Source organism: Arthrobacter sp. EM1, from assembly GCF_029964055.1.
In the GTDB taxonomy this organism is placed as follows: Bacteria; Actinomycetota; Actinomycetes; order Actinomycetales; family Micrococcaceae; genus Arthrobacter.
In genome coordinates, this window is the sequence record NZ_CP124836.1 from 2830670 (window position 1) to 2842326 (window position 11657).

An 11657-nucleotide genomic window follows, 5' to 3' on the forward strand; every position below is an offset into this window, starting at 1 on the left:
GCCACCTCCGGCAGGGCGCCAAAGCGCCTTCGACGCCGCAACACCCGGTGCCCCAGCGTTCTTGCGCGTCGCGGGGTGAGCTGCGCCGCGTGGAGCAGGATTAGTCGCGGGAGATCTGCACCATGTCCTCGCGCGGAACCACCTTAACGCGCTCCCGGACGATTCCGTTGGCCTCGCCGGACGCCGACCACTGCGCGCCAAGGGCCAATTCGTGGGCGTCGAGCTTGTTCCAGCCTTCCCAGGTGGTGTATTCGACCCCGCGGGCTTCAAGGAGCTCGATGATCGCCTGCGGGTCCGGGTTCTGCGCCGGCGGCAAGCCCAGCCGGTCCTCGAGCAGGCAGCCGATGGTCTCCAGGGCGTCGCCCTTGGTGTGGCCGATCAGGCCCACGGGGCCTCGCTTGATCCAGCCCGTCGCGTAGATGCCCGGCACCGGATTGCCGTCGGAGTCCAGCACACGGCCGCCCTCGTTGGGGATGACGCCGCGGCGGGCGTCGAACTCCAGTTCGTCCAACGGCGAGCCGTGGTACCCGATCGCGCGGTAGACGGCCTGGACCGGGTAGTCCAGGAACTCCCCCGTGCCCTTGACGTTTCCGGTGCCGTCCAGCTCCATCCGTTCGAACGTGATGCCGGTAACCTCGCCGGGCCGTGCTGCGTCATCATGGACCTCCACCGGGCTGTGCAGGAAATGCAGGTGCAGGCGGCGGGAAGATGGCTCCTGCGCTGCGGTGTGTTCCTCGACGAGCCAGTTCGTGAGGGTGTTCACCATGGTGCGGATCTGGTTGTTGCCGCGGATCGCCTCGTCCGAGGCGTCGTCGAACTCGAAGTCCTCCGGGTAAAGGACAATATCGACGTCCCGGGCGTGCGAGAGCTCGCGCAGTTCCAGCGGCGTGAACTTCACCTGGGCCGGTCCGCGGCGGCCAAAGACGTGCACATCCGTGACCGGGGAGTTCTTGAGCGCCTGGTAGACGTTGTCCGGGATTTCCGTCACAAGCAGCTCGTCGGAGTGTTTGACCAGCATCCGGGCGACGTCGAGGGCCACATTGCCGTTGCCGATCACGGCGATCTCCTTGGCCTCCAGCGGCCAGTCGCGCGGTACATCCGGGTGGCCGTCGTACCAGGAAACGAAGTCCGCCCCGCCGAAGGATCCCGCAAGGCCCACACCGGGGATATCCAGTTCCGCGTCCTTGACGGCTCCGGTGGAGAAAATCACCGCGTCGTAGAAGGCCCTGAAGTCGTGCAGGGTCAGGTCGCGGCCATAGCTGACGTTCCCGAGGAAACGGATGTCGCCGCGGTCCAGGACCTTGTGCAGGGCGTTGACGATCCCCTTGATCCGGGGATGGTCCGGGGCGACGCCGTAGCGGATCAGGCCATAGGGGGCCGGGTAGGCTTCGAAAAGATCGATGCTGACCTCGAAGTCGCCGTCCTTGACCTCGTTGGACTTGGTGAGAATGTCAGCAGCATAGACGCCGGCCGGGCCGGCGCCGACAATCGCAACGCGGAGCGGACGTTTGGACGTGGTTTCGGCCGAGTTGGACACCGGAAGCCCTTCTGAGTCTTAGCGACGGCGCCAGCTCATGCAGCGCACAGTCTTCCATTCTAAATGTCCTCGGCCGCCTCCGGGTGCCCCGGTGACCAACGTCCCAGGAATCCCGGGCCCGGCGCTGCAGGCATCGGAGCCGAAAGCAGGAATACCGGCCCTGGAGGTGGTGTTATTGATCTTGTGCCTACCCCCGATGGATCCCCCGCCCCCACGTCTCTGACGACCAGGGGCGCTGCTGCCCCCGGCGGGGGTGCCCCGCAGCATGCCCCGGCAGCTCTCAAGGCAGTAGACACGGACACCACGGCGGGAATTGTCTTTGGGATCGGCGCGTACGGCCTGTGGGGGCTGATGCCGCTCTACTTCTTCCTGCTGCAGCCCGCCGGTGCGGTGGAGATCGTGGCGAACCGGGTGCTCTGGTCGCTTATTTTCTGCGTCCTGCTGATCACTGTCACCCGTTCCTGGCGGGTCCTGGCGGCCGCCTTCCGGAACCGCACCATCATCTTCCCGCTCGTCATGGCCGCTGTGCTGATCGCCGTCAATTGGCTGACCTATGTCTACGGCGTAACCACCGGACAGGCCGTTGAAGCCTCATTGGGGTACTTCATCAACCCGCTCGTCTCGGTGCTGTTGGGTGTTGTGGTGCTCAAAGAGAAGCTGCGGCCGCTGCAGTGGTCCGCCGTCGGAATCGGTTTCATCGCCGTGGGCGTCCTCACGGTCTCCTACGGCAAACTGCCGTGGATCGCGTTGACTCTTGCGCTGAGCTTTGGCCTGTATGGTTTCGTCAAAAAGCGCGTCGGTCCACGCGTTGATGCGATTACCAGCCTCTCGATCGAGACGATTGTGCTGGCGCCGGTGGCCGCGGCCGCCTTGATCGTCCTGGCGCTGACCGGCGCTGCGACGCTGACAACCAACGGGTCCGGGCACTTCTGGCTCCTCGCCGCCTCGGGCATCATTACCGCCGTGCCGTTGCTGTTCTTCGGAGCCTCCGCCAGGCGCCTGCCGATGACGACCATCGGCCTGCTGCAGTACTTCGCCCCCGTGCTGCAGTTCATCGTGGCACTCGCCGTGTTCCACGAACCCATGACCACAGACCGCTGGATCGGTTTCGGCGTGGTGTGGCTGGCGCTGCTGGTACTGACGGTGGACATGCTGCTGACCGCACGGAAGAACTCCGTACTGCGCAAACGGGCGCGCGCGGCTGCCTGATCCCGGAACCTGGGGACCCGCCACGGGCCGGCGGGGGCCGGGCCGATGCTCGCGATGGGTGTTCCGGTGCGTTATTGTCATGGCATTGGACGCATTAAGTTGGAAGCTGAGGTATGCCCGTGCCTGACCGGGATTTTGAAACCCCAGGCGGGTCGTTGATCGAATCCCTTGAGTTCGACCACGGCGGCATTCTGCGGCTCGTCTGGCGGCGGGGGGTCAGCATCGACGGCGCCGGCGCCCAGTTGGCCATGGACCGTGTTAACGAACTGTGCCGGGGGCTGCCGCGTCCGCTCCTGATCGATATGGCCACCACAAATTCTGTGAGCAGGCCGGCGAGGGCCGTGTTTTCGCGACCCTGCGACGCGTCGGCCATCGCCCTGCTTGGTTCCTCCCCCGTTGACCGTGTCCTTGCCAATTTTTTCCTCGGCGTCCACGCGGCACCGGTTCCGACGAAGTTCTTCACCAGCCAGGATGAGGCTGTCAACTGGTTGATGACGCGGGCCGATGCTCGCGAGTAACGACGACTGGCGGCTCGAACAACTGGTAGCAGGCATCGTCGTCCTCTCCTCCGGGGATCTGTCGAACCGGCTGGAGACTTCCCCTGCCCGGGACGGCATTGATGCCGTCACTACCGGCATCAATTTGCTCGCCGAAGAGCTCCAAAGCATGTATGACAGCCTGGAAGTCCGGGTCGCCGAACGCACGGCGCTGCTGGAAGACGCCAAGGCGGACCTGCGCCGGGTCATCAACACCGATGAACTGACAGGCTTGGCGAGCCGGTCGCTGCTGCGGGAGACAATCTCCCGCTCCGCCCTTGCGGCCGGGGAATCCTGCCGCCCGCCCGCGCTGATCCTGGTGGACCTGGATGCCTTCAGATTGGTCAACGACAGCCTGGGAAATGCTGCGGGGGACAGCGTCCTGGTGGAAATCGCCCGGCGCCTGAGGTCCGCCGCCGACGGGCAGCATCTTGTGGCCCGGCTCAGCGGAGACGAATTCGCCGTGCTGGTCAGGGACTGCGACCCCGAGTCCGTGCTGCAGCTCGCCGCCCGCCTCGTGACGGCCACCGAGGCAGCCATCCCGGCGGGCGGAATCACCGTAAACGTCACGACAGGAACAGGCGTAAGGTTCGGCGAGTCCGGGCTCCGAGCCGACGAACTCATCCGGGACGCCAACATTGCCTTGCACGAGGCGAAAAAACTGGGCCGCAACAAGTTGCAGGTTTTTTCCCCGGCCATGCACGAGACCGCGAAGGCGCGGGTCCATCTCGTCACGGAAGTACGGACCGCGATCGCCGCCGGCGAGTTTGAGCTGCACTACCAGCCAATCGTCGACCTGCGCACGGGCGGTGTCGCCGGAGCCGAGGCCCTGATCCGCTGGCGGCATCCGAGCCGGGGGCTGCTGGCGCCCGCTTCGTTCCTCGCCTCGGCGGAAGAAAGCGGCCTGACCGTGGAAATAGGCCGCTGGGTATTGGACCAGGCCATCGCACAGGCCGGCCGCTGGCGGACCGTACCGGGCCTTCCCGAAGATTTCCGCATCCATGTCAACCTGTCAGCTGTGGAACTCCACCACAGCGACCTGGCCGGGTACGTCCAAGGCCTGCTCGCGAAGTACGGGGTGGTGCCGGAACATCTCGCGATCGAAATAACCGAAACGGCGATCATGAGCGGCGGACCGGAAGTCTCCCGAACCATGGAAGCGCTCACCGGGCTCGGCATTCCCCTGGAGATTGACGACTTCGGCACTGGCTATTCGTCCATCAGCTACCTGCGGACCCTGCCGGCCCTGCACGCGAAAATCGACAAGTCACTCATCGATGGCCTGGTGCAGGACAGCCAACAGGAAGAATTCGTCGCTGCAATCCTGCAGTTGATCCACTCGGCGGGCCTTGGCGCCGTAGCCGAGGGAATCGAGCACCGGGAACAGGCAGAGAAGCTCAAGGAAATGAAGTGCGAATTCGGGCAGGGCTATTTCTTCAGCCGGCCTCTTGCGGTGGCTGATATGACGGCACTTCTTGCCGCCGGTGATCTGCACTGCATCGCGTCCCCGGCCGGCAGCCGGGAGGGCCAGGGACGTCGCCGAGCGGACGCACCAACGTAATGGTCCGGCTGCCGGATGCACTGGCCAAATCCACCGACACCCTTCGGCTTGTGGTCCGGGTGGCCGCCCTGTCCCTCAGGTTCCCCCGGCACCCTAATAGCCTCTGGGACGAATTTTGGCGCGGTGTTGCGGCAGGTTCGCTGCGTGAGGCCGTCATCTGGGAAGCCAACGCGGAGGGAGAAATGGGCCAGCACCTTGCTCGTCTGGCCGGTCTGCTGGATACCGGGCTCCCAATCGTCGACCTCGGCTGTGGCACCGGGGCCCCGTCCCGGCGGCTCGCCGAGCTGTTTCCCGCAGTCGTCGGAGCCGACGTTTCGCCCGGAGCCGTGGCCGCCGCCACCTCGGCCAGCGCTGGGGTGCCGCACCTCAGATTCGTTGTCCTGGACGCTACGGACCCGGAAGCCGTCACTGGCCTTGCAGTCAATCTGGGCGAAGCAAACGTCTTTGTGCGCGGTGTGTTCCATGTCCTGAGCCCACGCCGCCAGGCTGCGTTGGCGCGGTCCATCGAACCGCTGCTGGGAACCCACGGCCGGATCTACCTGGTCGAGTCGAACGTCCCCGGCGGGGCCCTCGACTATCTGCGCGGGCTGGGTGCCACCGGACGTGCCATCCCCGCGCCCCTGAGGCAGGCCATCGCGACCCTTCCTAAACCGGGCCATTTTGGTGCACAGCAACGGGGCCGGGCGTTCCCTGCCGGGCACTGGACGGTGTTTGCGGACGGCGCGACAACCCTGGAGACAGCACCCATGCAGGACGGCGGTTCCGGCGTCACGATCCCGGCCTACTGGGCGGTTCTGGGCAAACGGCACAGCTAGCGGCCGGCCCCGGCCCGCGACGGCTCTGGCTGCGGCGGCCGGGCCAGGTGTTAGTCCGTAGGGCTGGTGTTGACCCGTACGTAGTCGCGCGGGACCACCACCATGGGAACCGGCAGGGCCAACAGTACTTTGTGTGCCGTGCTGCCAATGAACAGTTTATTCTTCTCCGCCAAGCGGGAGGAGCCCACGATCAGGATCTCGCCCTCGTCCCATTCGAGGTCGTCGATCGCCTCCTCAATGGAGCGCCCGTGGGCAACTTCAACGCTTACCTGGTGCCCCGCCGGCAGCCGGCCGGCGGCCGCGGTGAGAACGGTATTGGCATGCACGTGCGCCGCATTGATGTTTTCGCCGCCGATCCCTTCGGCGTCGAGTTCCACGAGGGAAACCAGCCGCAGCGGGACGCCGCGGCGTTCAGCGGATTCGATCGACACCTCGATCGCCGCATCCGCCCCGCTGCGCTGGCCCACCGCGAGGGTCAGCCGCGTGATCGCTTCGGTCCGGCGGTAACCGCGCGGGGCCAGCGCCACCGGAACCGGAGAGGCATGGAGCAGGGCGTTGGCAGCACTGCCGATGGTGTAACGCTTAAACAGCCCGGCGCTGGCGGCACCAACAACGATCAGGCCGGCCCTGTATTCCAGGGCCGCGTCGATGAGGCCTGCGGCGTGCGAATCGGCTTGGCGGACATGGAACCGGGCCTCGATGTCCTTGGGTACAAGGGACAGGCCCTCCCGTTCGGCCCGGAGTACTTCCTGCTCGGCTGCGCTGATACGGCTGCCCTCAGGGTTCATCGCGACATAGGGCGTTCGCCGGTCCACCACGTAGACCAGGTCAAGGTGCGCGCCCTGGGCGCGGGCCATGGCGGAGGCCAGGGCCACGGCGTCAGCGCCGCGTTCGCTGGGAGTGTAGCCGACTACGTATCGCATGTATGAACCCCTTATGGGTCTGTGGCAGAAGCCAGCCTTGCTCCGGGGGTCCCGGGCGACGTCGGCCGGTCTGCGTTCCTGCAGTGGTAGGAACGACTCTAGCCCAGCAGGACCCGAATTGGCCGGGATGGTCAGCGGGATTTGGCGCCGCGCCCGGCAACGCTCCGATCCGACGCCGGGCGCGGCCCGGATTAACCCAGCAGGGCCCCGGACCGTGGTCCGGGGCCCTGCTGTTGTCCGGCCGGGGTTGTTGTCCGGCGGGCCGGATCCGTTAAGCGTTCGCCTTGACGGCGGCGGCCAGCACCTGGAGTCCGTCCAGCAGGAGCTCGTCGCTGATGACCAGCGGCGGCAGCAGGCGGATAACGTTCCCGTACGTGCCACAGGTCAGGATGATGACGCCCTCCTTCAGGCAGGCTGCGGCGACGGCCTTGGTCAGCTCCGGGTTCGGCTCCTTGGAGCCGGCCTGGACAAGTTCTATCGCCAGCATCGCACCGCGTCCGCGGACCTCACCGATCACTGGCTGTTCAGCGGCGAGTTCGCGCAGTTTGCCGAGCGCGATCTCCTCGATGTGCTTGGCCCGGGCGTTCAGGCCGTACTGTTCCATCGAGCCGATCGACGCCAGCGCCGCAGCGCAGGCCACCGGGTTGCCGCCGTAGGTGCCGCCGAGGCCGCCGGGGTGGACGGCGTCCAGCAGCTCCGCCCGGCCGGTGATCGCGGAGAGCGGCATGCCGCCGGCAATGCCCTTGGCCATGGTGATGATGTCCGGGATAACGCCTTCGTGGTTGACGGCAAACCATTCACCCGTGCGGCAGAAGCCGGACTGGACTTCGTCGGCGATGAAGACGATGCCCTTGTCCTTGGCCCAGGCGGCAAGAGCCGGCAGGAAACCCTCGGCCGGGACGATAAAGCCGCCCTCGCCCTGGATCGGTTCGATGATGATCGCGGCGACCTGGTCCCCGCCGATCTGCTTTTCGATCATCGTGATGGCGCGCTTGGCGGCCTCGGCACCGGTGATCCCCGGGTTTTCCTCGCGGAAGGGGTAGCTCATCGGCATCCGGTAGACCTCGGGCGCGAACGGGCCGAAGTTGGTCTTGTACGGCATGGCCTTGGCGGTCAGTGCCATCGTCAGGTTGGTCCGGCCGTGATAGGCGTGGTCGAACGCGACGACCGCGTCACGGCCGGTGGCCAGGCGTGCCACCTTGACGGCGTTTTCCACGGCTTCGGCACCTGAGTTGAACAGCACGGTGCGCTTCTCGTGGTCGCCCGGGGTGAGTCGGTTCAGCTGCTCCGCGACGGCGACGTAACCTTCGTAGGGGGTGACCATAAAGCAGGTGTGGGTGAAGTGCTCCACGGCTTCCTTGACCGCGCCGACGACGGCCGGGTCAGAGGCGCCGACGCTCGTTACGGCGATGCCGGAGCCGAGGTCGATGAAGGAGTTGCCGTCGACGTCGTGGATGATCCCGCCGTCGGCATCGGCAACGAAGACCGGGACGCTGGAGGCGACGCCGGCAGCGACGACGGCCTTGCGGCGCTCGGTCAGGGCGAGGGACTTGGGTCCCGGAAAGTCGGCCTGGACGCGGCGCTTTTGCTCCAGACGGTACGTGATGTCATGTGCGGTGATGGTCATGGGAAAGCCTTTCTAAGCGTGAAGTGGGGGCTAAGCCGGGCGGGCGGGTGAGTTAGGCGTCGAGCGCGCTCATCACGTGCTTGATGCGGGTGTAGTCTTCGACGCCGTACATGGAGAGGTCCTTGCCGTAGCCGGAGTGCTTGAAGCCGCCGTGCGGCATCTCGGCGGTGAGCATGATGTGCGTGTTGATCCAGACGGCGCCAAAATCAAGGTCCCGGCTGACGCGCATGGCCGTGCCGTGGTCGGTTGTCCAAACGCTGGCGGCGAGGGCGTAGTCGACGTCGTTGGCCAGCTCCACGGCCTCGTCCTCGGTGCTGAACTTCTGCACCGTGATGACCGGGCCGAACGTTTCCTTCTGCACAATGTCATCGCTCTGTCTGGCGCCCGTGACGATCGTGGGCTCGAAGAAGAATCCCTTCTCACCCGCCCGGTGGCCGCCGGTCTCGATCCGGCAGTTCGCCGGCAGGTGGTCCACAACTGCGGTGACGGCGTTGAAATGGTTGACGTTGTTGAGCGGGCCGAAGTAGTTCTCTTCATCGTTCTGAGAACCTGTGCGCAGGGTCTTGGTGTGTTCGACCATGGCTGCAACAACGTCGTCGTGGACGTCTTCCTGGACCAGGACGCGGGTGATCGCGGTGCAGTCCTGGCCGGCGTTGAAGAACGCAAATTCGGCGATGGCCGCGGCGCTCTTCTTCAGGTCGGCGTCTTTGAACACGATGGCCGGGGCCTTGCCGCCAAGTTCCAGGTGGGCGCGCTTGAGGCCCTTCGCGGCACCGGACGCGACCGCGATGCCGGCGCGGACGGAGCCGGTGATCGAGACCAGGCCGGGGACCTTGTGCTCGACCATCAGGGCGCCGGTCTCGCCGGTGCCCAGCACAACATTAAGCACGCCCGCCGGGAAGATGCCGCCGGCGAGGCGGGCCAGCACGAGGGTGGATTCCGGCGTGGTGTCCGAAGGCTTGAGTACCACGGTGTTGCCCGCGGCCAGGGCCGGCCCGATTTTCCAGATCGCCATCAGGAACGGGTAGTTCCAGGGTGCAACCTGCGCGACTACGCCGATAGGTTCGCGCCGCACGTAGGACGTGTGGCCCTCGAAGTATTCTCCGGCGGACTTGCCCTCCATAATGCGGGCGGCACCGGCGAAGAACCGCAACTGGTCCGCCCCGGCGGCAACTTCCTCGGCGGCGATCAGGGACCGGACCTGTCCGGTGTTCCGGTGCTGTGCTTCGACGAGTTCGTCGCTGTTGGCCTCGACGGCATCAGCGAGCTTAAGCAGCATCAGCTGGCGCTGGCCCGGCGTCACATGCTTCCAGGTCTTGAAGGCATCATTCGCGGCGGTCATCGCGGCGTCGACGTCGGCCTGGACCGAAATCGGGGAGATGGCAACGACGTCCCCGTTCGTGGGGTTGACGATGTCCAGTACCCCGGTTCCGGCAGGGGTAACAAACTCGCCGTTGATGAAGTTCTGCAAGGTTTGAACCACGGTGTACAACCTCTTTCACGCTGAAAGGACCCGATGAGACTGCTCCGAGCCTATGCCAGCGGTGCACACCAGGGAATAGTCACCTGCACACCATTCCAGCGTGATTTTAGTGCGCTTGCCCAGCCCCCGGTTATCCTGAAGTTATGGCCATTTCACTCGCTGCTCTGTTGGGGGTTCCGTCCCTCAAACTCGCCAAGGCCGGCCTCGCCGAGACCACCTGGCACCAGGACATTGCCTGGGTGGCCGTTACCGAACAGGAAGATCCGCAGCGGTTCCTCAACGGCGGCGAGCTGGTCCTCACCACCGGCATGCGCCTCAAAAGCGCCCCGGAACAGCGCCGCTTCGTCCGTCAGGTCCAGCGCGCCGGGGCGGTAGGCATCGGCTTTGGGATCGGCCTGACGCACGAGGCCGTGCCGCAGGCACTGATCGCCGAAGCCAACCGGTGGGGCCTGCCGGTGGTGGCGGTCCCGTATGAGACGCCGTTTATTGCGATCGGCAAGCTGGTCGCCGATGCCCAGTCCGCCGACCATTTCACCAAGCTGGAACGGCTCATTGCCGGGCACCAGATCCTGGCCCGCGCCCTGCTTACCGGCGGCGGCCTCGCCGAACTGCTCAAGCACCTCGGATCCATGCTGCGGACAGAGATCGTGCTGACCCAGTTCACCGCGCAGCTTTACAGCAGCGAGCCCGGTCACGCGGCGCCCAGCGCCGAAGGCTGGGCATCCTTCCCGATTCCCACCGGCCGCCGCGACGCCTGCACCCTGTGGGTGCGGCAGCCGTTTGAGGACTCCGGGATTGTGGGCTATGCCCAGAACCTGATCAGCGTCGAGCTCAACAACATGGTCAAACAGCGGCAGTCCCAGCGCGCGCTGGCGGGCCAGGTCCTCGAGGATGTAATCCACGGGACCCTGGAGGCCAATGAGGCCACCCGGCGGCTGGCCGGAATCGGCATCAACAGCACCCGCAGGAACGTTGTGCTGCTGGCAGAATCGGCCGCCCACCCCAAACAACTGGTCACCTCCTCCCTGCCGCAGCCGCTGGAAGGGTCGATCAGCGCCGTCGTCGGCAAGGATCTGGTGGCCGTGGTCCCCGACGACGGTTCCGGCGCCGGGGCCCTGGCCCGCAGCCTCAGCGATCATCTGGCCGAAGCCGGAATCCACGCGACGATCGGGATCGGCGGAGCCTACACAAAACCCAACGGGCTGCGCTGGAGCTATTTCGAGGCCCGTGACGCGGCAAGCCACGGCCTGCCCGTGAACGAACCTGAGCGGCTGAGCCTAACCTCGCTGCTGCTGGCCAGCGAGGATGTGCCGCTGGCGGACATGGCGAACGAGTCCCTCAACCCGCTCCGGAGCTTTGATGCCGCCCACGGCGCCGAGCTGTTGCCCACGCTCGAGAGCTACCTGAACAACAACGGCTCGGTGGCGGCCGTGGCCGAGGAGCTCACGCTGCACCGGAACACGGTCCGCTACCGGCTTGCCCAGATCACCGAACTCACCGGCTACGACCCGGCTCAGACCTCGGACCGTGTGCAGCTGTGGCTTGCGCTGGCCGTGCAGCGTCTGGGCGCCCGCCACTCGGGCTAAGCACGGCCCCCGGCCGGTGCCGACCCATCCGCGTTCCCGACGGGTCCGAATAGCCCTATGGCACCTTTTTGGTGCGTTGAAACCGTACGGCTACCTAACTGGAGATGAACGTGAATAAGACCCTCAAGACCGCTACCCGGATCGCCGCAGGATCAGCACTGGCATTCTCCGCCTTCGCCGTCACGTCAATGCCGGCCCAGGCCGCCACCGCCCCTGACACCACGGCCGTGAGCAGCAGCCCGGCATCGAACAACCACTTCACCTTCGGTCCGTTGTTTGAAGGCGGGCTTATCAACGGCCCCCTGGTGGACGGCCCCCTGGTGGACACCGGTGTGATCGGACCTTTCCAGTTCGGCCAGTTCCAGTAAACCTCCCCTGAC

Annotated in this window: 10 protein-coding genes; 6 read left to right on the plus strand and 4 right to left on the minus strand. The window is 66.0% G+C overall.

The genetic code is table 11. From position 1 onward, the window contains the following. Window positions 1-100 precede the first annotated feature (100 nt). The gene (locus QI450_RS13100) at window positions 101-1537 is read right to left on the minus strand and encodes an FAD-dependent oxidoreductase (RefSeq protein WP_226774174.1); all 1437 of its coding nucleotides are present in this window, start codon (window positions 1535-1537) and stop codon (window positions 101-103) included. A 183-nt stretch (window positions 1538-1720) separates the two neighbouring features. Here QI450_RS13100 and rarD point away from each other — a divergent pair, with 183 nt between their 5' ends. From rarD to QI450_RS13120, 4 genes are all read left to right on the plus strand, one after another. After that, window positions 1721-2746, plus strand: coding sequence for an EamA family transporter RarD (rarD, locus tag QI450_RS13105; protein WP_282358532.1), 1026 nt, complete (start codon window positions 1721-1723; stop codon window positions 2744-2746). A 113-nt stretch (window positions 2747-2859) separates the two neighbouring features. Continuing rightward, complete coding sequence (locus tag QI450_RS13110) at window positions 2860-3264, plus strand: STAS/SEC14 domain-containing protein (RefSeq protein WP_226776176.1); 405 nt, start codon at window positions 2860-2862, stop codon at window positions 3262-3264. Further along, window positions 3251-4843 carry a bifunctional diguanylate cyclase/phosphodiesterase gene (locus tag QI450_RS13115; protein ID WP_226776175.1) on the plus strand — a complete coding sequence of 531 codons (1593 nt, stop codon included), beginning with the start codon at window positions 3251-3253 and terminating at the stop codon, window positions 4841-4843. Before QI450_RS13110 ends, QI450_RS13115 begins: the two co-directional genes overlap by 14 nt. Then, window positions 4843-5658 (plus strand): class I SAM-dependent methyltransferase, encoded by an 816-nt coding sequence (locus tag QI450_RS13120; protein ID WP_226776174.1) that lies wholly within the window; start codon window positions 4843-4845, stop codon window positions 5656-5658. Before QI450_RS13115 ends, QI450_RS13120 begins: the two co-directional genes overlap by 1 nt. A 50-nt stretch (window positions 5659-5708) precedes the next feature. Here the strand turns inward: QI450_RS13120 and QI450_RS13125 are convergent, their stop codons facing one another. The 3 genes from QI450_RS13125 to QI450_RS13135 form a co-directional block, all read right to left on the minus strand. Next, window positions 5709-6581 carry a universal stress protein gene (locus tag QI450_RS13125; protein WP_226776173.1) on the minus strand — a complete coding sequence of 291 codons (873 nt, stop codon included), beginning with the start codon at window positions 6579-6581 and terminating at the stop codon, window positions 5709-5711. Window positions 6582-6852: 271 nt separating this feature from the next. Continuing rightward, entirely contained in the window at window positions 6853-8208 is a 1356-nt protein-coding gene (gabT, locus tag QI450_RS13130; protein WP_226776172.1) for a 4-aminobutyrate--2-oxoglutarate transaminase, read from the minus strand. A 52-nt stretch (window positions 8209-8260) separates the two neighbouring features. Next, the gene (locus tag QI450_RS13135; protein ID WP_226775681.1) at window positions 8261-9691 is read right to left on the minus strand and encodes a gamma-aminobutyraldehyde dehydrogenase; all 1431 of its coding nucleotides are present in this window, start codon (window positions 9689-9691) and stop codon (window positions 8261-8263) included. Window positions 9692-9834: 143 nt separating this feature from the next. On the opposite strand from QI450_RS13135, the gene QI450_RS13140 reads away from it, so the two are divergent. Together QI450_RS13140 and QI450_RS13145 are read left to right on the plus strand one after the other, a co-directional pair. After that, on the plus strand, window positions 9835-11277 hold the full coding sequence (locus QI450_RS13140) for a PucR family transcriptional regulator (RefSeq protein WP_226775682.1): 1443 nt from the start codon (window positions 9835-9837) through the stop codon (window positions 11275-11277). Between the two features lie 110 nt (window positions 11278-11387). Continuing rightward, the gene (locus tag QI450_RS13145) at window positions 11388-11645 is read left to right on the plus strand and encodes a hypothetical protein (RefSeq protein ID WP_226775683.1); all 258 of its coding nucleotides are present in this window, start codon (window positions 11388-11390) and stop codon (window positions 11643-11645) included. The last annotated feature ends 12 nt before the right edge of the window (window positions 11646-11657 follow it).

Bases quoted from the DNA above. Each gene is read 5' to 3' on its own strand.
- QI450_RS13110 (WP_226776176.1), top strand. From the start codon at position 2,860: ATGCCCGTGCCTGACCGGGATTTTGAAACCCCAGGCGGGTCGTTGATC.
- QI450_RS13115 (WP_226776175.1), top strand. From the start codon at position 3,251: ATGCTCGCGAGTAACGACGACTGGCGGCTCGAACAACTGGTAGCAGGC.
- QI450_RS13120 (WP_226776174.1), top strand. From the start codon at position 4,843: ATGGTCCGGCTGCCGGATGCACTGGCCAAATCCACCGACACCCTTCGG.
- QI450_RS13125 (WP_226776173.1), bottom strand. From the start codon at position 6,581: ATGCGATACGTAGTCGGCTACACTCCCAGCGAACGCGGCGCTGACGCC.
- gabT (WP_226776172.1), bottom strand. From the start codon at position 8,208: ATGACCATCACCGCACATGACATCACGTACCGTCTGGAGCAAAAGCGC.
- QI450_RS13140 (WP_226775682.1), top strand. From the start codon at position 9,835: ATGGCCATTTCACTCGCTGCTCTGTTGGGGGTTCCGTCCCTCAAACTC.